The organism is Ewingella americana (assembly GCF_006438725.1).
Classification (GTDB): domain Bacteria; phylum Pseudomonadota; class Gammaproteobacteria; order Enterobacterales; family Enterobacteriaceae; genus Ewingella; species Ewingella americana_A.
The window spans coordinates 35,246-58,537 of record NZ_RCZD01000004.1 but is presented as its reverse complement, the minus strand read 5'-3'; the positions used below and the strand labels follow the sequence as shown (position 1 = coordinate 58,537).

Sequence of the window (23,292 nt, the reverse complement as noted above, 5' to 3'; positions counted from 1 at the left end):
ATGGGCAAAGCTCTCGTAATAGTTGAGTCCCCGGCAAAAGCCAAAACGATTAATAAGTATTTAGGAAATGACTATGTGGTTAAGTCCAGCGTCGGTCATATCCGTGATTTACCAACCAGTGGTTCCGCCGCTAAAAAAACCGCCAGCTCAACCGAAGAAAAGCCAAAGAAAAAAGTAAAAAAGGATGAGAAAACTGCGCTGGTTAACCGTATGGGCGTTGACCCTTACCACGGTTGGGAAGCGCAATACGAAATACTCCCTGGTAAAGAAAAAGTTGTTGCTGAGTTAAAAGCGTTAGCTGAAAAAGCCGACCACATCTACCTCGCAACCGACCTTGACCGCGAAGGAGAGGCGATAGCCTGGCATTTGCGGGAAGTGATTGGTGGTGATGAAAAACGCTTTAGCCGCGTGGTGTTTAACGAAATCACCAAGAACGCGATTCAGAACGCGTTTAAACAGCCTGGCGAACTGAATATCGATCGCGTGAATGCTCAGCAGGCGCGTCGCTTTATGGACCGCGTGGTGGGTTATATGGTTTCCCCGCTGCTGTGGAAGAAAATTGCACGCGGTCTTTCCGCTGGCCGCGTTCAATCCGTGGCAGTGCGCCTGGTGGTTGAGCGCGAAAAAGAGATCAAAGCGTTTGTCCCAGAAGAGTACTGGGAGCTGCATGCAGATTTGCTGGCGAACAAAGATATCTCGCTGCAAATGGAAGTCACCCATCATCTCGAAAAACCGTTCAAACCGGTTAATAAAGAACAAACCCATGCGGCCGTTTCGTTGCTTGAGAAAGCGCGTTACACCGTGGTGGATCGCGAAGATAAACCGACCAGCAGCAAACCGGGTGCACCATTTATTACGTCCACGTTGCAACAGGCCGCCAGTACGCGTCTCGGCTTCGGCGTGAAGAAAACCATGATGATGGCTCAGCGTCTGTATGAAGCCGGTCATATCACCTACATGCGTACCGACTCCACCAACCTGAGTCAGGATGCAGTGGAGATGGTGCGCGGTTATATCGGTGAAAACTTTGGTGATAAATACCTGCCAAAGGCGCCGTTGCAATACAGCAACAAAGAGAATTCTCAGGAAGCGCACGAAGCGATTCGTCCTTCTGATGTGGCCGTGGTTTCCGAGCAACTCAAAGACATGGAAGCCGATGCGCAGCGTCTGTATCAGCTGATCTGGCGTCAGTTTGTTGCCTGCCAGATGACACCGGCGCAGTACGATTCCACCACGTTGACCGTGAAAGCCGCCGACTACTCGCTGCGTGCTAAAGGCCGTACCTTACGTTTTGACGGCTGGACCAAAGTCATGCCTGCGCTGCGTAAAGGCGATGAAGATCGCGTGCTGCCGGTGATTGAAGTCGGTACAGAACTGAACCTGCAACAGTTGCTGCCTACTCAGCACTTCACCAAGCCGCCTGCGCGTTTCAGCGAAGCGTCACTGGTAAAAGAGCTGGAAAAACGGGGCATTGGCCGTCCGTCTACCTATGCGTCGATCATTTCGACCATTCAAGACCGTGGCTATGTGCGCGTTGAAAACCGTCGTTTCTACGCAGAAAAAATGGGCGAGATCGTCACCGACCGTCTGGAAGATAATTTCCGCGAACTAATGAACTACGATTTTACCGCTCGTATGGAAGATGGCCTCGACCAGGTTGCTAACAACAAGGCGGAATGGAAAGGCGTGCTGGATGAGTTCTTCACCCAGTTCAGCCATCAACTGGAAATTGCCGAGAAAGATCCTGAAGAGGGCGGTATGCGTCCGAATCAGATGGTACTGACCAGCATTGAGTGTCCGACCTGTGGCCGTCCGATGGGTATCCGTACCGCGAGTACCGGTGTGTTCCTCGGTTGTTCTGGTTATGCATTGCCGCCGAAAGAGCGCTGCAAAACCACCATTAACCTGATCGCCGATGCGGAAATTCTGAACATCCTGGAAGGCGACGAAGCCGAAACCAACGCATTGCGTGCCAAGCGCCGCTGCGTGAAATGCGGTACGGCGATGGACAGCTACCTGATCGATAACCAGCGTAAATTGCACGTCTGTGGTAACAACCCTGAGTGTGATGGCTACGAAATCGAGCAGGGTGAATTCCGCATCAAAGGCTATGACGGCCCGATCGTTGAGTGCGAAAAATGTGGTTCTGAAATGCACCTGAAAATGGGCCGTTTCGGGAAGTACATGGGTTGTACCAACGAAGAATGTAAGAATACCCGCAAGATTTTACGCAACGGCGATGTGGCACCACCGAAAGAAGATCCGGTGCCGTTACCTGAATTGCAGTGTGAAAAATCTGACGCGTACTTTGTTCTGCGCGATGGCGCGGCTGGCGTCTTCCTGGCGGCGAATACGTTCCCTAAATCGCGAGAAACCCGCGCGCCGTTAGTGGCCGAGTTGGCCCGCTTTAAAGACCGTTTGCCGGAAAAACTCAGCTACTTGGCTGATGCCCCGGCCGCCGATCCTGAAGGCAACAAGTCGATGGTCCGCTTTAGTCGCAAGACCAAGCAGCAGTACGTCTCTTCTGAGAAAGACGGCAAAGCCACCGGCTGGTCAGCGTTCTTTGTTGACGGAAAATGGGTCGAAGGCAAAAAGTAATCAGGCTGTTTTAGGCAGGCTGTTAGGTGTAAAAAACCAGCTCCATGAGCTGGTTTTTTTGTATCGATAAGATCTATTATCCCATGCTTTGCACGCCATTCTATGCTCTACACCCTTTTGGGTGTTTTATTCACCAGGTCTGTAGACGCTCAAGCGACTATACAACGTGTCAATAATTGATATAATTGTTATATAAAATCTCTTTTTATGCTTAAAAATTATTAATAGCCTCACCTGTGAAGTATTACGGGCAGGGTGCTATGTTGCATAGCGGAGAAAAAACAATCTATTTCCAGACCTCTCAGCCGCAGGGCGAACAGGAATGGCTGGCAGGGTTTGAAAACTAGGATGGTATGAGATATGAAATTGCAGCAACTGCGCTATATCGTAGAGGTGGTTAATCATAATCTGAACGTCTCCTCGACGGCAGAAGGCCTGTACACTTCGCAGCCTGGGATCAGTAAGCAAGTGCGTATGCTGGAAGATGAGCTGGGCATCCAGATTTTTGCCCGCAGCGGTAAACATCTGACCCAGGTGACTCCCGCCGGGCAGGAAATTATCCGTATCGCCCGCGAAGTGCTGTCAAAAGTGGATGCCATCAAAGCGGTTGCCGGTGAACATACTTATCCCGACAAAGGCTCGCTGTATGTGGCGACCACCCATACCCAGGCGCGTTATGCCCTGCCAAACGTCATTAAAGGCTTCATAGAGCGTTATCCACGGGTATCCCTGCACATGCATCAGGGTTCACCGACGCAAATCGCTGAGGCGGTTTCAAAAGGCAATGCGGACTTCGCCATCGCGACCGAAGCCCTGCACCTCTATGATGATCTGATCATGCTGCCTTGCTATCACTGGAACCGTGCTGTGGTGGTCCAGCCGGATCACCCGCTGGCGGGTAAAGACAAAGTCACCATTGAAGAGCTGGCGGCTTACCCGATTGTGACCTACACCTTCGGCTTCACTGGCCGCTCAGAGCTGGATACCGCCTTTAACCGCGCTGGTCTGACGCCTCATATCGTCTTTACCGCGACTGATGCCGATGTGATCAAAACCTATGTTCGCCTTGGTTTGGGTGTCGGGGTGATTGCCAGTATGGCAGTGGACCCGATACAAGATCCGGATCTGGTCACCGTCGACGCCCGCGATATCTTCACCTACAGCACCACCAAGATTGGTTTCCGCCGCAGCACATTCCTGCGCAGCTACATGTATGACTTCATCCAGCGTTTCGCACCGCATCTGACCCGCGATGTAGTGGATACCGCGATTGCTTTGCGCTCAAACGAAGATATCGAAGCGATGTTCAAGGACATCAAGCTGCCGGTGAAATGATGTAACGGTAAAAATAACCGCATCCGGTTCTGCCTACAGTGAAATCCCGAGCGCCCATCATGGCGGTTGGGATTTTTTTTTGCCGGTCTGTTACCCGCTTTTAACGGGGCGGCGCAATAGCATGAACACTTCGTGTTGTTATCAAAATGTTAATCACATTTTGTGTTATGTTTAAGAGTGGACTTATACCCTGTCAGGTTATTGCACGTGACCTGTATGGGGGTTCAACCCATTGAAATATAAGTAGTCTGAAAGATAAGCGTGATAATAAGGAGTAGCTATGTCGTCCGATCTTCGAAAGAATAGTCAGGATAAGCTGGCAGCCCTCGATAAGGAATATCACTACTACAGCCTGCCGAAAGCGGCACAAAAGCTGGGTGACATTCAACGCCTGCCTAAATCCCTCAAAGTCCTGCTCGAAAATTTGTTGCGTAATATCGATGGTGACACTGTCACTGAAGATGATTTGCGTGCGCTGGTCGAGTGGCAAAAAACCGGCCATGCCGATCGCGAAATTGCCTACCGCCCGGCCCGTGTTCTGATGCAGGATTTCACCGGCGTTCCGGCCGTTGTCGACCTTGCCGCCATGCGCCAGGCCGTGAAGCGTCTGGGCGGTAATGTCGAACAGGTTAATCCGCTGACGCCCGTTGATTTGGTGATCGACCACTCGGTCACCGTGGATGAATACGGTGATGACAAAGCCTTTGACGAAAACGTCCGGCTGGAAATGGAGCGCAACCACGAACGCTATATTTTCCTGCGCTGGGGGCAAAAAGCCTTTAACCGTTTCCGCGTAGTGCCGCCGGGCACCGGCATCTGCCATCAAGTCAACCTTGAATACCTGGGGCAGACGGTATGGCATGAAGAGATTGACGGCAAAACCGTGGCCTATCCCGATACCTTAGTCGGTACTGACTCCCATACCACCATGATCAACGGCCTCGGCATTCTGGGCTGGGGCGTGGGCGGTATCGAAGCCGAAGCCGCTATGCTGGGGCAGCCCGTATCAATGCTGATCCCGGATGTGGTCGGTTTCAAACTGACCGGAAAACTCGGCGAAGGTATTACCGCCACGGATCTGGTGCTGACCGTCACCCAAATGCTGCGTAAACATGGCGTGGTGGGTAAATTCGTCGAATTCTACGGTGACGGCCTGGCGGATTTACCGCTGGCTGACCGCGCGACTATCGCCAACATGTCACCGGAATTTGGTGCAACCTGCGGCTTTTTCCCGGTCGATGAAGTGACGCTGAGCTATATGAAACTCAGTGGCCGCAGCGATGAACAGATCGCGCTGGTTGAAGCCTATAGCCGGGCACAGGGTTTGTGGCGTGAAGAGGGTGACGAGCCGGTGTTTACCAGCTCGCTGGAACTGAATATGGCGTTGGTGGAATCCAGTCTGGCCGGACCCAAACGCCCGCAGGACCGGGTGGCGCTGCCGAATGTACCCCAGGCCTTTAATGCTGCCACCGAGCTGGAAATTGGCAATGCCAATGGGAAACAGACCCAGTTTGAAAGCTTTACGCTCAATGGTCAGCATCATCAACTGACCACCGGCGCGGTGGTCATCGCCGCGATCACCTCCTGTACCAACACCTCCAACCCGAGCGTGCTGATGGCGGCCGGTTTACTGGCGAAGAACGCCGTAGAAAAAGGGCTGACCAGTCAACCCTGGGTGAAGACCTCGCTGGCGCCGGGCTCGAAAGTGGTGACCGAGTATCTCAATGCCGCCGGGCTGATGCCCTATCTCGAAAAACTGGGTTTTAATCTGGTGGGCTATGGCTGTACTACCTGTATCGGTAACTCAGGCCCGCTGGCTGACCCCATCGAAGCGGCGATAAAAGAGGGTGACCTCACCGTGGGTGCGGTGCTGTCGGGTAACCGTAACTTCGAAGGGCGTATTCATCCACTGATCAAAACCAACTGGCTGGCCTCGCCGCCGCTGGTGGTGGCCTATGCGTTGGCAGGTAATATGAAAGTGAACCTGACCAAGGATCCGCTAGGTGAAGATCAGCACGGAAAACCGGTCTTTCTAAAAGATATCTGGCCGTCGTCAAACGACATTGCCAAAGCCGTGGAACAGGTGAAAACAGACATGTTCCACCGGGAGTATGCCGAAGTCTTCAACGGCGACGCCAACTGGCAGGCCATCAAGGTCGACGGCACGCCGACCTATACCTGGCAGGAGGATTCCACCTACATTCGTCATCCGCCATTTTTTAGCAACATGAAAGCTGAACCTGACGCGATTGAGGATATCCACGATGCGCGGATCCTGGCGATCCTGGCCGACTCCGTGACCACTGACCACATCTCTCCGGCGGGTAATATCAAAGCGGACAGCCCCGCCGGTCGCTACCTGACGCAGCATGGCGTGGAGCCGAAGGCGTTTAACTCTTATGGTTCACGTCGTGGTAATCATGAAGTGATGATGCGCGGAACCTTCGCCAACATCCGTATTCGCAACGAAATGGTGCCGGGCGTGGAAGGCGGCTTTACCCGCCATATCCCGTCGCAGGAACAGCTGGCCATCTATGACGCCGCCATGCGCTATCAGCATGAGAGCGTGCCGACGGCGGTGATTGCCGGTAAAGAGTACGGCTCAGGTTCCAGTCGTGACTGGGCGGCGAAAGGCCCCCGTCTGCTGGGCGTTAGGGTGGTTATTGCCGAGTCTTTCGAACGTATCCACCGTTCAAACCTGATTGGCATGGGGATCTTACCGCTGGAATTCCCTCAGGGTGTGACACGCAAAACGCTCAAACTGACGGGTGACGAAACCATTAGCGTCAGCGGCATGCAGACGTTGAAACCGGGCCAAATTGTGCCGGTGTACATCACTTTTGCCGATGGGCATACCGAGGTCGTCAATGCGCGCTGCCGAATTGATACCGGCAATGAGCTGACGTACTTTGAAAACGGGGGGATCTTGCATTATGTGATCCGCAAAATGCTGTGATCTTGCGTTAACCGCGCAGAGGCTAAGCATAAAAAAGGCACCGGTAAGGTGCCTTTCGTCTTTATCGGGAAGCTTACTGGTCGAGCATATGGCCCATCTTGGCAGCCTTGGTTGCCAGATAGCGCTCATTTTTCGGGTTCTTGCCGACGATCAGCGGAACGCGTTCGACGATGTTAATCCCGGCTTCGCTCAGGATCTCCACCTTCTTCGGATTATTGGTCAGCAACCGTACGGCGGGCACACCCAGCAACTTAAACATATCGGCACACAGCGTGAAGTCGCGCTCATCAGCGGCGAAACCGAGCTGATGGTTGGCTTCAACCGTGTCGTAACCTTTATCCTGCAGGGCATAGGCGCGAATTTTATTCAGTAGCCCGATATTACGGCCTTCCTGACGGTGGTACATCAAAATACCACGGCCTTCTTCAGCAATGTGATTGAGGGCCGCTTCCAGTTGAAAACCGCAATCGCAACGCAGGCTGAATAATGCATCACCCGTCAAACACTCGGAATGCACGCGCGAAAGGACCGGTGTCTCACCCGTGATATCACCGAAAACCAATGCCAGATGATCATGACCTGTTGCAAGTTCTTCAAAACCCACCATCAGGAAATCACCCCATGGTGTGGGCAGTTTGGCTTCTGCCACTCGTTTCAGCTGCATTTTATGCTCCAAATACTCTTCATCATTCACGTTGTTGCTGCGTTAGTGACACGTCGGCATGGCTTGAGTGACGTTGAGTATAGTGTTTATTAACGTTCAGTATTTTATTCGTTGCTGCGCATCCTACTTTCCGATGCACCGCTTGACCAGCAGAAATCCACAAGGATAAGTGTTTGCAACAATCCGGAGAACATTCTGCCACAAATCAGTCTGCGCTTAAGCGGAAATATTTGAACGATTACGTCATAACTTATGAATTATCCTTTCGGCCTGAAACACCAGTAATTTCGGGTGGTTAACCGTTCCTTAAACGAGGTTCGGTTAGTGGATGTGAAGCACTGACAAGATTGCTACACTGTGGTTCTTTGACTTTTTTTGAGGGCGTCCATGTATCTCATTGTCAGGCGTGTCATTGTCGGCACACTCATTTTACTCGTGATGCCCGCTGCTGTGTGGGCCAGTGGCTGGTTGTGGGGCCCTGGTCTGAGTCCGTTGATTTTACGCCCGCTGTTTTGGATCACTGAAACGGTCAGCGAGCCCTGGGGTATTCTTACCACGTTACTTTTATGTGGCTGGTTCCTGTGGTGTCTGCGCTTTCGACTCAAAGAAGCCGCCGTCCTGGTGGTCATCTTGGTGGCGGCCATTGTGGTCGGCCAGTACGTAAAAGATGTCATTAAAAGCCAGGTAAAAGAACCAAGACCCTACGTGGCGTGGCTTGGGACCTCACATGAAATGGATGTGCTCCAGTTTTATGCCATGAAGGGCAAAGAGCGCGCTAACGAAGTCAAAACCTTGTTGGGCGATGACGCAGCGCTTCCACACTGGCTGAAGAAAAGCTGGCAAAGCGACACCGGCTACGCGTTCCCGTCGGGTCACACTATGTTTGCCGCGACCTGGGCGCTGTTGGCGCTGGCTATTCTTTGGCCACGACGTCATTACAAAACGGTGATCTTGATGATGAGCTGGGCCGTTATTGTGATGGGCAGTCGGCTTATGCTGGGTATGCACTGGCCGCGCGATTTAATGGCGTCGGTCGGAATAAGCGCCATACTGGTGATGCTCGCCTGCTGGCTGACCGAACGTTTCGTTGGTACGTTAACGCCCCCACCGGCAGAACAGCAAGAAATTGCCCAGCGTGAGGCTGACGGGATAAAATAATAGATCGAGGGGGCCGGTTGCCGCCGTGTACGTAGCCGGGCACCCGTTTAAATCCTGATAATCGTCCCCATATCTTTAAGATAGTCTGTTCATTCAGACTCCCGGTGATGAACAGAGACCAGCATGATGATCTCTTTGTCGGAAGGTTATCCGATGTGCGCTTTATCCGTGGCGGGCAATTCCATGCTTTGTGTGGAAATGCTAACTTATAAGGTCAGGACGTAAGTTTGGGCATAATTCATCCGGTACATCCGGCATTACAGGAATGAATGTGAAATATTTGCTGATTTTTTTGCTCGTGCTGGTCGTCGTGGTGATCTCCATCACCCTCGGCGCTCATAACGATCAGGTAGTAACGTTTAATTATTTGCTGGCGCAGGGCGATTACCGTGTTTCCACGCTGCTTGCTGTGCTGTTCGCTACCGGCTTTGTACTGGGGTGGGTCATTTGTGGTTTGTTCTATTTGCGTGTCCGCCTGTCGCTTGGACGTGCCCAGCGTAAAATTAAGCGTCTGGAACAACAGATCGCACCCGTACCGGTGGTCACTCCCCCCGTTGCGCCTTCCGCTGTCAGCAAGGAATAAGCCTTTATGTTAGAGCTGCTGTTTCTGTTGTTGCCCGTTGCGGCCGCCTATGGCTGGTACATGGGGCGCAGAAGTTCTCAGCAGGATAAACAGGAAAACGCCAACCGCCTGTCACGTGAATACGTGACGGGCGTTAACTTTTTGCTGTCCAACCAACAGGATAAAGCCGTCGATCTGTTCCTTGAAATGCTTAAAGAGGACAGCAGTACCGTCGAGGCTCACCTGACGCTGGGCAACCTGTTCCGTTCCCGTGGTGAAGTTGATCGTGCCATCCGTATCCATCAGTCATTGATGGAGAGTGCCTCGCTGACGTTCGAGCAGCGTCTGCTGGCTGTTCAGCAACTGGGCCGTGACTACATGGCCGCCGGGTTATATGACCGCGCTGAAGACATGTTCAACCAACTGGTGAAAGAGCAGGATTACCAGCTGTTCGCACTGGAACAACTGCTGGTCATCCATCAGGCGACCAGCGACTGGCAAAATGCGATTGATGTTGCCGAACGCCTGGTTAAACTCGGCAAAGACAACCGTCGCAAAGAGATTGCCCATTTCTGGTGTGAACTGGCATTGCAGGCGATGGCCACCGATGACCTGGACAAAGCGACCGGTTTACTGAAAAAAGCCGCGTCGGCAGACAAACTCTGCGCCCGCGTGTCGATCATGCAGGGCCGAATTCTGATGGCTCAGAATGACTATTCCAAAGCCGCTGACGCACTTAAACGCGTGCTTGAGCAGGACAAAGAAATTGTCAGCGAAACCCTGCCGATGCTGCAGGAGTGCTACCAGCATATCAATGAGCAACAGCCGTGGGCTGATTTCCTCAAACGTTGCGTGGATGAAAATACCGGTGCCAGCGCTGAGCTGATGCTGGCGGAAATCATCCACCAGGAAGAGGGGCGTGAAGTCGCGCAGCTGTATATGAACCGCCAACTGCAGCGCCACCCGACCATGCGCGTATTTCACCACCTGATGGACTATCATCTGGTGGATGCGGAAGAAGGGCGTGCGAAAGAGAGTTTGATGCTGTTGCGCGACATGGTCGGTGAGCAAATTCGCACCAAACCGCGCTATCGTTGTCACAAATGTGGCTTTACTGCGCACTCACTTTACTGGCATTGCCCATCCTGTCGGGCATGGGCGACGGTCAAGCCTATCCGCGGCCTGGACGGCCAATAAAAATCCTCGTCGTTCTTTGAATTGTTCTGTATTGGCTGCCTTTGCTCACCCCAGTCACTGACTTAATGTCAGCGCCTGGGGATCTCGCTCTTACCCGCCTTGATACACTCCCAATAACGTAGAGAATTTCAGGGCCACGTTAAACTGCCTTTCAACGACTCAAATGATTTAGAGAAAATGACTAAGACGTTCTGGTCGAAATAAAGTCAAATTCAAAGTATTACTTCTTTTTGCTGATGGTTTTGCGCACAGAAACGAGCAGGGTACGCAGTTTCTTGAGCTCTTTTTGCGTCAGCGCCGGTTCGGCATTTTCGCTGGTGTGCTGGTTGTCGATATCATGTTCGCTGGCTTTGGCGCTTTTCTTCTCTTTATGACTAAAACTCTCCTCCAGACGTGCGCAGACTTCAACGCTCAGGGAATGTTCTGCCTCAGCGGCGGCGGCGCGGATTTGTTCTTTTAATTCCACAGGGATTTTGATGGTCAGGGTGGATATCTCGCTCATTTTGCTCTATTTCCTTCAGCCGAAAACCCCACGCTATGCCACACGTGTGACGCCGTCTAGGGGGTAATAAAAAATTCACGAAAATGTAACATTCAATGTGGCTGGGATTTGTGGTGGATGAAAGGTAAAATGCGGGCGGCAGAAAATGCCGGACGGTAATATTCCCTGATCACTGACAAAAGGCTGACGACATGAAGTCTGAAAATAACATCTATAACAATGAGTTGAATTCATCACCGATTGTTGTCGCACTCGACTACGCCGATAAGTCCGCTGCCCTGGCTTTTGCCGACCGCATCGATCCGCGTGACTGCCGTCTAAAAGTCGGCAAAGAGATGTTTACTCACTTTGGCCCGCAAATTGTCAAAGATCTGCAAGTGCGTGGTTTTGACGTGTTTCTGGATCTGAAATTCCATGATATTCCCAATACCACGGCGCATGCCGTGGCAGCGGCAGCGGAACTGGGCGTATGGATGGTCAACGTCCACGCCAGCGGCGGGGCACGCATGATGACAGCGGCCAAAGACGCGCTGGTCTCTTTCGGTAGCGATGCCCCTCTGCTGATTGCCGTCACCGTACTGACCAGCATGGAAGGCAGTGATCTGGCGGATTTAGGCATTCAGCTCTCTCCGGCCGATTATGCCGAGCGTCTGGCGCGCCTGACCCGTGACTGCGGCCTTGATGGCGTGGTCTGCTCTGCGCAGGAAGCGACCCGTTTCAAAACAGCGTTGGGGCAAGCGTTTAAGCTGGTGACCCCAGGTATTCGCCCCGCAGGCAGTCAGGCCGACGATCAACGCCGCGTGATGACACCTCAAGAAGCGCTGGCCGCCGGGGTGGACTACATGGTGATTGGCCGCCCGATCACCCAGTCAGCCGATCCGGCGCAAACCCTGCGTGATATTCGCGCCTCCCTGCGTTAAGACAAACCCACATGAAAAACGACAGCAACAGCCGGCTGGTGTACTCCACCGATTCCGGCAGAATTGAAGAACCCAAAACCAAAGCAGAACGCCCGAAAGGGGATGGCATTGTGCGCATTCAGCGTCAGACCAGTGGCCGAAAAGGCAAGGGTGTTTGCCTGATCTCCGGGCTGAGTCTGGATGATACGGCACTGGATAAACTGGCCGCCGAGCTTAAAAAGAAATGTGGCTGTGGCGGTGCGGTCAAAGAGGGCGTGATTGAAATTCAGGGCGACAAGCGGGATTTGCTGAAACAACTTTTAGAAGAGAAAGGCCATAAAGTTAAGCTTGCGGGCGGCTGATACCGGGCGCAGTGCAAATAATATTGAGTATGGCCTTTGATAAAAATGCTGCTTCCTCATCGAAACAGCATTTTTTAATAACCGGTTTGTCGTCTCAGAGGATGACAAATAAAAGAAGACCTGAAAGTCGTACAAATAAACTGTTTTTTAGTTTTTAACCTTTATTCAATTTCATACTTATTCAGTCATTATTTACTGACCTGGTGACCGACAATCCCACCGACTGCTGCACCACCCAAAGTCCCCAACGTACTGCCGTCAGTCAGAACTGCACCACCCAAAGCACCTGCACCCGCACCAATCGCGGTGTTACGGTCGCGTTTAGACCAATTGCCACATGCGCTGACAGACATCGCCAGAGTCAGAACCAGTGCAACACTGGCGATACGTTTAGTTGTACAACTTGATAATGTCATCATGGTAACTCTCCTTAATAATGATCAACTGTCAGACTCGTTCAATAAGTATAGGTGATGACCGTTAATTCACATTTTCCCCCGGGCGCAACGTTCACCCAGTGAGTTAAAAATAATGAAATCTGCACTCATTCACTAGGTGAATAGTCTGAATTCACCTTTACGGCCCCGCCTAAAGGCACAATAACCTCATCCGGGACGTCCTCTCCCCAGTCGCAGACCGCGCCAGCCTGCAAACTTGCGGTTGCAGCAGAACCTTACGCACTCTTTAGCCATTTGCCCCATACCTGCCAGCCAGTTCCGACCAGAGAATAAAGGAAACTTCGGCCATTAAGGGATATCCGATGCTCAAGCAACTTAAAGAACAGGTTCTGCATGCCAATCTGGCGCTGCCCAAACACCATCTGGTGACCTTTACCTGGGGGAATGTCAGCGCCGTTGACCGCCAGCAGGGGCTGATGGTGATTAAACCGTCGGGCGTGGAATATGAAAATATGCAGCCTGATGACATGGTCGTGGTCGAACTGGAGACAGGAAAAGTGGTGGAGGGCAGCAAAAAGCCGTCATCAGATACCGACACCCACCGCGTGCTGTATCTCAATTTCCCTGACGCGGGCGGCATTGTGCATACCCACTCGCGACACGCCACTATCTGGGCGCAGGCGGGCAAAGACATTCCAGCCTGGGGGACGACCCACGCCGATTACTTCTACGGCAACATTCCCTGCACGCGCAAAATGACCGAGGCGGAGATCGCCGGGCGTTATGAGTGGGAAACAGGGGAAGTGATTGTCAAAACCTTCGCAGAACGTCTGCTTTCCCCCCGCGACCTGCCCGCCGTCTTGGTGCACTCGCATGGTCCGTTTGCCTGGGGAAAAGATGCAGAGACGGCAGTGCATAACGCGGTGGTGCTGGAAGAGGTGGCTTACATGGGGATATTCTCCCTCCAATTGACGCCTAATCTTAGCGACATGCAGCCACAACTGCTGGACAAACACTTCCTGCGTAAGCACGGAAAAAATGCCTATTACGGCCAGTAAACGTCTATCGTTGAAGAGGACTACTGGCTGACCGCGTTCACTTTCACCCCAGCACTGACCAGTTGATGGCGGAACGCTTCCTTCAACTGGTCGTCGGTGATCACGCGCGACACCGCACTGATTGGCCCCAGCGGATTACCGGTGATCTGGCCGAATTTTGTAGAGTCGGTCAGCACGATATTTTCGACCCCCTTCGCCAGTACCGCATTAACAATATCAGCACGAAGCATATCGCGGCCGGTGAAACCGGTCTCTGGCGTAAACCCGTCGATACCAATAAACGCCTTGCTGAAATTGACCTGTTGCAAACACAGGCGGGTTAGCGGGCCGACCAGCGTCTGGCTGGCTTTTTGGTACATTCCGCCCAGCAGAATCACTTCACAAGGCATACTTTTCAACAGTGTGGCGACATAACTGCTGACGGTGACCACCGTAAGATTCTTTTTGTCGCTAAGATACTGGGCCAGTAACGCCACGCTGCTGCCACTTTCGAAAAACACCGTCTCCCCGTCATGAATCAATGATGCAGCAAACTTCGCCAGCTTCTGCTTACGGCCGAAGTTAGACATCATGCGCTGATCAACATCGTCGGTGTTCACCGCCACCGCAAAGCCATGCACCCGACGCAAGTAGTTGCGCTGCTCCAGTTGGGTGAGGTCGTGACGGATGGTGACTTCTGACACCTGACACACCTGTGCCAGCTCATTCACACTGATGCGCTGCTTGTCGTTGACCCATTGCAAAATGATCTGCTGTCTGTCGTTCATGGTTATCCGAAATACCAGGCAACCCGAAGATTGCCTGTGTTTTTTTAAAAAGTTAGAGCGAGTGCTCGGTGCGGGCGATGATATCATCCTGCGCTTCCGGCGATAAGGCCGTAAAGAAGGCAGAGTAGCCAGCGACACGTACCACCAGGTCACGGTAATTCTGCGGCATCTCTTTGGCTTGCAATAATGTTTCGCGGGAAACGATATTGTACTGCACGTGCCAGCCGCGATGCTCCTCAAAGAAAGTGCGTAACATCAGCATCAATGTCTGGCGGTCATGCGGGTTTTCCAGCGAAGCCGGGTTGAGCTTCTGATTGAGCAGCACGCCGCCCAGAATGGCCGCCGTTGGCAGTTTACCCAGCGAGTTAAAGACTGCTGTCGGGCCGAGGTGATCGGTACCTGAAGCCGGGCTCGCGCCTTCTGCCAGCGGGGTGTAAGCCTTGCGTCCATCCGGTGTGGCGGTGGTGGCGGCCCCAAAAGGCACATTGGCGGAAATAGAAGAGGTCCCGGCGTAATACGTCCCGCCAATCGGGCCGCGTCCAAAGCGGGTATTATGGTAGTTCGACAGCTCGTCGATATAACACTGATACGCACGCACCAGCAGTTCATCCACCTCGTCGCTGTCATTGCCGTACTTGTCCGCGCCGTTGATCAAACGCTGGCGCAGACGTTCACCGTCCAGCCCCGCAAAGTCAGAGGCCAGCGCATTGGCCAGCTCTTGCTGACCGATTAGCCTCTGCTCAAACACCAATTTTTGCACTGCGGCCAGGCTGTTGCCCAGATTGGCGATGCCGACTTGCAAGCCGGATACCCAGTCATATTTTGCGCCACCTTGCTTGATGCTTTTCCCGCGCTCAATGCAGTCATCTACCAGCGCGGAGCATAAAATATCTGGCGCATTCTCTTCCAGCACCGTATCAACCACGCATTCAATCTCAATAGATTTCTGCGTGTAGTAACGGATTTGCTGGTCCCACTGCGCAAAGACCTGTTCGAAATCGTTGAAGTTACCCTGTGACAGTCCGCATTGCTGCGGCAGGAAGCGGTTGCCACTTTTGGCATCGGTTCCCTGTTCCAATGCCGCCAGCATCACGCGGGCAAAGTTAATGAAGCTCATGCCGGTGCAACGGTAGCCCCATTTACCGCCGACGGCAGTTTCGATGCAGCCAATAGCGGCGTAGTCATGGGCATCCTGCGGTTCCACGCCCAGTTTGATGAATTCGGGTATCACGATCTCATCGTTATTGAATGCGGGCATGCCGAAGCCGCAGCGGATCACCTGCACGCAGGCATCGAGGAAGTCGCTGCTCATGGCGGCATGATAGCGCACGCTGAGATTGGGCTGGGTGGAGCGTAATTGCCCACAGGATTCCAGCACCGCATAGGAGAGCGGATTCACTGCATCAGACGCCACGCCGTTAAGCAGATTTTGCCCGCCGATGGTCACATTCTGATACAACGGGCTGCCCGCCGAGGCTTTCGAGTGGGTGCCTGAGCGGATCTTATTCACCTCGAGCAATTTCAGCCAGCAGCTTTGCAGCAGTTCTATGGCCTGAACGCGTTCCAGCCTGTGCTCCAGCTCCACGTCGCGGCGGTAGAACGGATACAGATACTGATCCATGCGGCCAAATGACACCGAATGGCCATTGGATTCAATCTGCAAAATCAGCTGGATGAAATAGCACAGCTGCAACGCCTGCCAGAAGTTTTTTGGCGGCTGGTGGGCGATCACCTCACAGTTAGCCGCCATGGCCAGCAACTCGTCGCGGCGTGTTTCCCGGCTCTCGCTGGCCGCCATTTCGCTGGCCAGTGTGGCAAAACGCAGAATATGGTCGCTGACAGCGGCCAACGTGATATCAATGGCTTTCAGCAACTGTTCTTTGTGCAGATCTTCCCAGTCGGTCAGTTGAATGCGACGGCGGCGTTCATCAACTTTATGGCGCAAACCGTCCAGTCCACTTTCCAGCAGCAGCGGGAAATTCACTGCCAGATGGGCATCGCCAGAGGTCATATTGCCTTCGGCTTTGACGATGCCGCTGTCGAGCAGCGCTTTCTGTTCATCGGTAAACATACCGTAGCAGCGGTCCTGCACCGTCTGGCCGCGCCACCATGGGCAGATCTCATGCAGGATCTTTTTGTTGGCTTCACTCACCGCAAAACCCGCGCCCGGCCTGTCACCGAGTGCATCGATTTCGCTCTCTATCCAGCCAACGGTATATTCAGGAAAGATCGGTGCAGCGCGGACTTCACTGGCCTGATTGCCGATAATCAGCTCGTCGTGTTTGATCCAGATAGTGCGTTTGCTCAGGTGCCCGGCCAGTGCCAACGCGCGGCGCACCGGCAGAGGCTTGTCCGCGTGTTGTTGATAAATCTGCGTGTAGTGCTGCGCACGTTCGGTACAAACCGGTGGTTTGACGATGTGGATCAGGGCCTCTTTGTGCGCCTTGATGCGGTCGGAAAGGGTATTCAGATTCAGCTGGGTCATTATTTTTATCCTCTTAGCAGGGCAGTCAGTCCCTTTTCGGCGGCGTAGTCTTGGGCGAACGTCAGCAAATCGGGGTCATTCAATGGCTGGCGCGGCGCCAGATAGGGTTGATCAAGCAGGGCATATTTATTGATGCCGAGTGTGTGATAAGGCAAAAAATGGATCGCTTCGCAGACGGTTTCATCCGCGGCAAAATCAACGATCTGGCGGATAGACGCCCGGTCGGCATTAAAATCAGGGATCAGCGGTACGCGGACGATCATCTTTTGCCCTGCGGCGGCCAGACGGCGGAAATTATCCAGCACCCGTTTTGCCGAGCCGCCGGTCAGGCGTTTGAACGGTTCGTCATCGACATGTTTTAAATCTGCCAGCAGCAGGTCCAGCACGGACAGCGAAGGTTCGATGTATTTCCACGGCACGTGCAGACAACTCTCCACTGCAGTGTGCAACCCTTCATGACGGCAACGTTGCAGGAGTGTCATGGTGAGATGTGGCTGCATAAAAGGTTCGCCGCCGGAGAGCGTGACGCCGCCGCCGGTGCGCAGATAAAAAGGCTTGTCACGCAGGATCTGTTTCATTAACGCCTCGATCTCCACGGCCTGGCCGCACAGGCTCAGCGCCCCGGCGGGGCAAACCTGCGCCAGTGTCTGTTTATCGGCGGCGGTGAATTGCTGACGCGCAATAATCAACTGATTGTCCTGCTGTGATATTGCCTGCGGGAAAGCGGCAACACAGTGGTTACACCCCGTACTGCACAGGCGTGGGTCAAACAAAATATCCTGCTCGCTGGAACGGCTTTCCGGGTTCTGACACCAGGTACAACTGAGCGGGCAACCCTTCAGAAACACCACCGTGCGCACGCCGGGGCCATCGTGAGTCGAATAGCGTTGGAGATTAAAGATCATGCACCGCTCCTGACGTTAAAAAGCTTATTAATTTTCTTTTGTAATTAAACAACTTTCATTCGAAAGTAATTTTGATGACGATCAACTAAAACGCGGCTTAAAAGGGTAGAATCACCGTTACTTTGCATTCGCTCACAGGTTTCAAGGAGAGAGTTATGGAGTTGTATCTCGACACCGCTGACGTCAGCGCAGTAAAACGCTTGTCACGTATCCTGCCGTTGCAGGGCGTGACCACCAATCCAAGTATCGTGGCTAAAGAGCGCAAATCGTTGTGGGAAGTGCTGCCCGCGCTGCGTGATGCTCTTGGAGGGACAGGGAAACTTTTTGCACAGGTGATTGCGGCGGATGCCGAACAGATGGTGGCCGAAGCGGTCCTGCTGACTCAGCGCGTACCGGGTCTGGTCGTCAAAATACCGGCCACCTCAGAAGGTCTGGCGGCGATCAAAAAACTCAAACTGATGAATATTCCGACCCTCGGGACCGCCGTTTACGGTGCCGGTCAGGGGTTGCTCTCAGCGCTGGCGGGGGCAGAATATGTGGCACCTTACGTTAACCGTTTGGACGCGCAGGGCGGAGATGGCATTGCGATGGTGACTGAACTGCAAACGCTGCTGCGTCTGCATGCACCCGGGGCCAAAGTACTGGCCGCCAGTTTTCGCACCCCGCGTCAGGCGGTCGATTGCCTGCTGGCCGGGTGTCAGGCCATCACCTTACCGGTGGATGTGGCAGAACAGTTCCTGGGCACACCGGCCGTCAACGCCGCCATCGCCCAGTTTGATCAGGACTGGCAACAGGCCTTCGGAACCCGCTCGCTGAATTAACGTCCACACGCTCTTTCTGTTTGTCGAACCCGCACCGGCCTTGCCGTTGCGGGTTTTTTTACGACTTCAATCTCATCGTTCTGCTTCAAATCTGCCAGGTTTCGCATCGAAATGTGATCACCATCCGTGATTAAAAATTGACGCGCCATGCAAATGAAACTCATGATCTATAAAAAAGAAACGTCGTTTCATTTTTATGTGTTGGATCACTTTCATGCACTTAACAAATGGATACCTTAGCGTCTATTGAATTTGTTTATGAGAGAACGCCAGCCGCTACGCCAATCCGGACCGGCACTTCACGCACTCCTTTTTCATTAAAACCACAGCCTGGGCTTTTGGCCGCAGGGCTATGAATGAACGTCATCATCAGGTGGAAACCACATGCATATCAAACGTGCGATAGAAAAGATCCCAGGCGGGATGATGTTAGTGCCGTTATTTCTTGGGGCGATTTGCCACACCTTTGCCCCGGATGCCGGAAAGTATTTCGGCTCTTTCACCAATGGGCTGATTTCCGGCACCGTACCTATTCTGGCCGTGTGGTTCTTCTGCATGGGGGCTTCGATTAAACTCAGCGCCACCGGGACGGTACTGCGTAAATCCGGCACGCTGGTGGTGACAAAAATTGCCGTGGCGTGGGTAGTCGCTGCGCTGGCGTCACACTTTATTCCCGAGAACGGTGTTGAATTCGGCTTCTTTGCGGGGCTGTCAACGCTGGCGTTGGTGGCGTCGATGGACATGACCAACGGCGGTCTGTATGCCTCCATCATGCAGCAATACGGCAGCAAGGAAGAGGCCGGTGCATTCGTGCTGATGTCTCTGGAATCCGGCCCACTGATGACCATGATTATTCTTGGCACCGCCGGTATTGCTTCGTTCGAACCGCATGTGTTCGTCGGCGCGGTTCTGCCATTCCTGGTGGGGTTCGGGCTTGGTAATCTCGACCCGGAACTGCGCGAATTCTTCGGCAAAGCTGTACAGACGCTGATTCCGTTCTTTGCCTTTGCGCTCGGTAACACCATCAATCTGGCGGTCATTGCGCAGACCGGTTTGCTCGGTGTCGCACTTGGCGTGGCGGTGATCATCGTGACCGGTATTCCGCTGATGCTGGCCGATAAATTCATCGGTGGCGGTGATGGAACCGCCGGAATAGCGGCGTCCAGTTCTGCGGGTGCCGCTGTCGCGACGCCAGTACTCATTGCCGAAATGGTGCCACAGTTCAAAGCCGCCGCCCCGGCTGCCACCGCGCTGGTTGCGACATCGGTGATTGTCACCTCAATACTGGTGCCGATTATTACCGCGATGTGGTCGCGGAGGGCCCGCAATGAAGCGATTAAGGGGAAGGTGGCGATGGACGGCCAAATGGCGCGGATCAAATAGTCGCCAGGCTACAGGCAGCCAGCTAGCCTTTTTAAATTCAAATTCAAATTCAACTTCAACTTCAACTTCAACTTCAACTTCAACTTCAACTTCAAGGTCGTGGGCGCCGGCCCACACCGGGGTAAGGGGATTTAAACGAATCCCCTTACCAATCCCGCGTTTTATTCACTCCGTTGCTGCGCAAGTTGGGACGGACGTGTTTCAGGTAGCAAAGTGATCGCCGTAAAATGTCATCGCTCCGCGATTCCCGGCTGCGGGTTTGAGCCAACGGTAAAGACGTTGTCTCGCCACCGACTTGCCGGTGACATTTTGAACACGGCCGAAGCTTCTTTAAATTCAAAACCTAAAATTCAAAACCGAATTCAAAAACCTGCTCTGTTTTGTCTTTTAAAAAAGTCCGGGCCGCGTTCAAAACGACGTCGAGGGAGAGGCGGAAAACCGCGTGGGGTTTACGCGGGTTGAAGCCCGAACTGAGAGGACCGCACAGCGGCGGAGTTTGCGGCTATAACAGCGGCACCTGAAACACGACCATTGTGACCAGCGCAGCTGCCGGTGCTTCATGAAAAAGCCCGGGAGTCCAGAGGGCGGCGGCGACTGGCCGTCTTCTGGGCGGGGGTGGGCAGCAGGCCCACGACCTTGAATTTGAATTTGAATTTAAAAAGCGAGAGCGGGTCGCAACCCGCCCACCCTCAACAAGGACATTTCCCCATTTTCCCCCCTTCACTCGGAAATCTCGCCTCAAGGCACCTTCGGTGAAAGTCCCGCTCGGTGAGCGGGGTGCCGTGCGGGTGGCGGATGCGAAAGTGGGCGACGTAGTTGCGGTAATCCTGCACGCCAACCATGAGACGGAAACTTTGTGCCGTACGCCGCGCAATAAGTTTTAACCACTGTGAAAAATTCTGTGGCCTGGGCTCGACCACAAACAGCGGCTGACAGCGGGTAATAACCAGTGCGCCGGGGCGAAGCGGGGTAAATATCAAACGGTTGTCAGACATGGCGGGCCTCCCGGCGCTGGACGATCGCTGATTCATGCACCGTCGGTGTGGTGGAATTGAGCGCACGGCGGATAACAAAGAACGATGACACCAGCATGGTCACGGCCACCAGCATGAAGAAGGCACACAGCGCGGCGTTGATCTGATTATTCAGCACGATGGTGTGCATATCTGCCAGCGTTTTGGCCGGTTTGATGATTTCACCACTGTCGATCCCGGCAGAGAATTTCTTCGCCTGTGCCAGAAAACCAATCGACGGTTTCTCGTGGAAAATTTTCTGCCAGCCCGCGGTCATTGAGGTAATAAACAGCCAAATGGTCGGTAAAATCGTCACCCACGCATAACGCTGTTTCTTCATTTTGAACAACACCACGGTACCCAGAATCAACGCCATTGAGGCCAGCATTTGGTTGCCGATACCAAACAGCGGCCACAGGGTATTGATGCCGCCGAGCGGATCAACCACCCCCTGATAGACAAAGAAGCCCCAACCTGCCACGGCAACGGTGGTTCCGGCAATCGTGCCGACCCAGGAGCGGTTATTCGCGAGTGAGGGCACCGCGACACCCACCAGATCCTGCACCATAAAGCGGCAGGCGCGGGTCCCGGCATCGACGGCGGTCAGGATAAACAGGGCTTCAAACAAAATGGCGAAGTGATACCAGAAGGCCATCATGGCGCGGCTGTTAAACACCTCGGTAATGATGTGCGCCATGCCGACCGCGAAGGTCGGAGCGCCACCGGCACGCGACAGAATCGAATGTTCGCCGACGTCTTTGGCGATCATCGACAATGTTTCAGGTGTAACCACGAAGCCCCAGGTGTTAATCACCTGCGACGCACTTTCTACCGTGGTGCCAATCAGCGCCGCCGGTGAATTCATGGCGAAATAGACGCCGGGGTCGATAACCGAAGCACAAATCATCGCCATGATCGCCACGAAAGACTCCATCAGCATCGCGCCATAACCGATGAAACGAATATGACTCTCACGCTCAATCAGTTTCGGCGTGGTGCCGCTGGAAACCAGCGCATGGAAGCCTGAAATAGAGCCACAGGCGATGGTAATAAACAGGAACGGGAACAGGCCACCGGAGAACACCGGCCCGCTGCCGTCGATAAACTGAGTGACCGCTGGCATTTTCATTTCGGGCATCGCAAACACAATGCCGACGGCCAGACCGGCAATCACCCCGATTTTCAAAAACGTTGAAAGATAATCACGCGGTGCCAGCAGCAGCCAGACCGGTAACACGGAGGCAATAAAGCCGTAAATCACCAGTACCCAGGTGAGCGTAGTACCGTGCAGGGTGAAAATCGGTCCCCAGAACGGGTCAGCGGCCACGTTGCCGCCGTAAATGATCGCCAGCATCATCAATACAAACCCGATCACCGACACTTCGGCAATTTTCCCCGGGCGCAGAAAACGCATGTAGATGCCCATAAACAGGGCGATCGGAATCGTCGCTGCAATAGTGAACAGGCCCCACGGGCTGTCGGCCAGTGCTTTTACGACCACCAGCGCCAGCGCGGACAGAATAATGATCATCACGCCGAGTGCGCCGAGCATGGTGACCACCCCGGCGAAGTTGCCCAACTCTTGCTTAGCCATTTCACCGAGCGAGCGGCCGTCGCGGCGGGTCGAGATAAACAGGATCAGGAAATCCTGTACGGCACCCGCCAGCATCACACCGACTAAAATCCAGATTGTTCCCGGCAGAAAACCCATCTGCGCCGCCAGAATTGGCCCAACCAGCGGACCGGCACCGGCAATCGCAGCAAAGTGGTGACCAAACAGCACCCATTTGTTGGTCGGCACATAGTCTAGCCCGTCGTTGTGGCGCTCGGCGGGTGTCATGCGCCGGTCGTCCAGTTCGAAGACTTTCTCCGCAATAAAGCGGCTATAGAAACGGTAAGCGATGCTATAACAGGCGAGAGCCGCTACCACCAGCCAAACTGCATTAATGTGCTCGCCACGGCTCAGGGCCAACATGCCAAAGGCAAAAGCGCCGACTAACGCCACAATCAGCCAGGTAATTCTGGACTTGACGTTTTTCATGATTAACGACTCCTTGAGGAAAGGGCCTGCGACTGGGCAACAGGGAATATAGTTTTAATGTTAAATTACCGTTTAAAAATAGTGTGTTCGCCGCAGTTAGCGATAAGAGAACGATGGAATTGTGACGGGGCTGACGCTTTGGTTGGGGAGGCAACACGGTGGTACAGGGAAAGGGAGACGGTGAACGT

At 53.6% G+C, this 23,292-nt stretch carries 19 protein-coding genes; 11 read left to right on the top strand and 8 right to left on the bottom strand.

The window, feature by feature from the left end:
• The 3 genes from topA (at position 1) to acnA (ending at position 6,889) form a co-directional block, all read left to right on the top strand.
• Positions 1 to 2,598 carry a type I DNA topoisomerase gene (gene topA / locus EAH77_RS08230; RefSeq protein WP_140471580.1) on the top strand — a complete coding sequence of 866 codons (2,598 nt, stop codon included), beginning with the start codon at positions 1 to 3 and terminating at the stop codon, positions 2,596 to 2,598.
• A gap of 360 nt (positions 2,599 to 2,958) precedes the next feature.
• Positions 2,959 to 3,933: an HTH-type transcriptional regulator CysB gene (gene cysB / locus EAH77_RS08225; RefSeq protein WP_140471578.1), complete on the top strand. Its 975-nt coding sequence runs from the start codon at positions 2,959 to 2,961 to the stop codon at positions 3,931 to 3,933.
• A gap of 280 nt (positions 3,934 to 4,213) precedes the next feature.
• A complete protein-coding gene (gene acnA / locus EAH77_RS08220) occupies positions 4,214 to 6,889 on the top strand; it encodes an aconitate hydratase AcnA (RefSeq protein ID WP_140471576.1) in 2,676 nt (891 codons plus the stop codon).
• A gap of 73 nt (positions 6,890 to 6,962) precedes the next feature.
• Here the strand turns inward: acnA and ribA are convergent, their stop codons facing one another.
• Positions 6,963 to 7,553, bottom strand: a complete 591-nt coding sequence (gene ribA, locus EAH77_RS08215; protein ID WP_140471574.1) for a GTP cyclohydrolase II — start codon at positions 7,551 to 7,553, stop codon at positions 6,963 to 6,965.
• Positions 7,554 to 7,940: 387 nt separating this feature from the next.
• Here ribA and pgpB point away from each other — a divergent pair, with 387 nt between their 5' ends.
• From pgpB to lapB, 3 genes are all read left to right on the top strand, one after another.
• Positions 7,941 to 8,711 (top strand): phosphatidylglycerophosphatase B, encoded by a 771-nt coding sequence (gene pgpB, locus EAH77_RS08210; RefSeq protein ID WP_140471572.1) that lies wholly within the window; start codon positions 7,941 to 7,943, stop codon positions 8,709 to 8,711.
• A gap of 271 nt (positions 8,712 to 8,982) precedes the next feature.
• Entirely contained in the window at positions 8,983 to 9,294 is a 312-nt protein-coding gene (locus EAH77_RS08205; RefSeq protein WP_140471570.1) for a LapA family protein, read from the top strand.
• Positions 9,295 to 9,300: 6 nt separating this feature from the next.
• Complete coding sequence (lapB, locus tag EAH77_RS08200; RefSeq protein ID WP_140471568.1) at positions 9,301 to 10,470, top strand: lipopolysaccharide assembly protein LapB; 1,170 nt, start codon at positions 9,301 to 9,303, stop codon at positions 10,468 to 10,470.
• Between the two features lie 220 nt (positions 10,471 to 10,690).
• Here the strand turns inward: lapB and EAH77_RS08195 are convergent, their stop codons facing one another.
• Positions 10,691 to 10,972, bottom strand: a complete 282-nt coding sequence (locus EAH77_RS08195) for an Arc family DNA-binding protein (protein WP_140471566.1) — start codon at positions 10,970 to 10,972, stop codon at positions 10,691 to 10,693.
• Positions 10,973 to 11,163: 191 nt separating this feature from the next.
• On the opposite strand from EAH77_RS08195, the gene pyrF reads away from it, so the two are divergent.
• Both pyrF and yciH read left to right on the top strand, forming a co-directional pair.
• Complete coding sequence (pyrF, locus tag EAH77_RS08190; protein ID WP_140471564.1) at positions 11,164 to 11,892, top strand: orotidine-5'-phosphate decarboxylase; 729 nt, start codon at positions 11,164 to 11,166, stop codon at positions 11,890 to 11,892.
• Between the two features lie 11 nt (positions 11,893 to 11,903).
• Positions 11,904 to 12,233, top strand: coding sequence for a stress response translation initiation inhibitor YciH (gene yciH / locus EAH77_RS08185; protein ID WP_140471562.1), 330 nt, complete (start codon positions 11,904 to 11,906; stop codon positions 12,231 to 12,233).
• A gap of 188 nt (positions 12,234 to 12,421) precedes the next feature.
• Here yciH and osmB read toward each other — a convergent pair whose 3' ends face one another.
• Positions 12,422 to 12,649 carry an osmotically-inducible lipoprotein OsmB gene (gene osmB, locus EAH77_RS08180; protein WP_140472207.1) on the bottom strand — a complete coding sequence of 76 codons (228 nt, stop codon included), beginning with the start codon at positions 12,647 to 12,649 and terminating at the stop codon, positions 12,422 to 12,424.
• A 344-nt stretch (positions 12,650 to 12,993) separates the two neighbouring features.
• On the opposite strand from osmB, the gene araD reads away from it, so the two are divergent.
• Complete coding sequence (gene araD, locus EAH77_RS08175) at positions 12,994 to 13,689, top strand: L-ribulose-5-phosphate 4-epimerase (RefSeq protein WP_140471560.1); 696 nt, start codon at positions 12,994 to 12,996, stop codon at positions 13,687 to 13,689.
• 20 nt (positions 13,690 to 13,709) lie between these two features.
• Here araD and EAH77_RS08170 read toward each other — a convergent pair whose 3' ends face one another.
• From EAH77_RS08170 to EAH77_RS08160, 3 genes are read right to left on the bottom strand one after another with little or no spacing between them, the layout of a single operon-like run.
• On the bottom strand, positions 13,710 to 14,456 hold the full coding sequence (locus tag EAH77_RS08170) for a DNA-binding transcriptional regulator YciT (RefSeq protein WP_140471558.1): 747 nt from the start codon (positions 14,454 to 14,456) through the stop codon (positions 13,710 to 13,712).
• Between the two features lie 52 nt (positions 14,457 to 14,508).
• Complete coding sequence (locus tag EAH77_RS08165; RefSeq protein WP_140471556.1) at positions 14,509 to 16,941, bottom strand: formate C-acetyltransferase/glycerol dehydratase family glycyl radical enzyme; 2,433 nt, start codon at positions 16,939 to 16,941, stop codon at positions 14,509 to 14,511.
• A 5-nt stretch (positions 16,942 to 16,946) separates the two neighbouring features.
• Positions 16,947 to 17,846: a glycyl-radical enzyme activating protein gene (locus EAH77_RS08160; protein WP_140471554.1), complete on the bottom strand. Its 900-nt coding sequence runs from the start codon at positions 17,844 to 17,846 to the stop codon at positions 16,947 to 16,949.
• A gap of 155 nt (positions 17,847 to 18,001) precedes the next feature.
• Here EAH77_RS08160 and fsa point away from each other — a divergent pair, with 155 nt between their 5' ends.
• Together fsa and kdgT are read left to right on the top strand one after the other, a co-directional pair.
• Positions 18,002 to 18,667: a fructose-6-phosphate aldolase gene (gene fsa / locus EAH77_RS08155; RefSeq protein ID WP_140471552.1), complete on the top strand. Its 666-nt coding sequence runs from the start codon at positions 18,002 to 18,004 to the stop codon at positions 18,665 to 18,667.
• Between the two features lie 384 nt (positions 18,668 to 19,051).
• A complete protein-coding gene (kdgT, locus tag EAH77_RS08150; RefSeq protein WP_140471550.1) occupies positions 19,052 to 20,050 on the top strand; it encodes a 2-keto-3-deoxygluconate transporter in 999 nt (332 codons plus the stop codon).
• Positions 20,051 to 20,739: 689 nt separating this feature from the next.
• Here kdgT and EAH77_RS08145 read toward each other — a convergent pair.
• On the bottom strand, positions 20,740 to 21,045 hold the full coding sequence (locus EAH77_RS08145; RefSeq protein ID WP_140471548.1) for a YbdD/YjiX family protein: 306 nt from the start codon (positions 21,043 to 21,045) through the stop codon (positions 20,740 to 20,742).
• The gene (locus EAH77_RS08140; RefSeq protein WP_140471546.1) at positions 21,038 to 23,104 is read right to left on the bottom strand and encodes a carbon starvation CstA family protein; all 2,067 of its coding nucleotides are present in this window, start codon (positions 23,102 to 23,104) and stop codon (positions 21,038 to 21,040) included. The genes EAH77_RS08145 and EAH77_RS08140 overlap by 8 nt, the downstream gene beginning before the upstream one ends.
• Positions 23,105 to 23,292 lie beyond the last annotated feature (188 nt).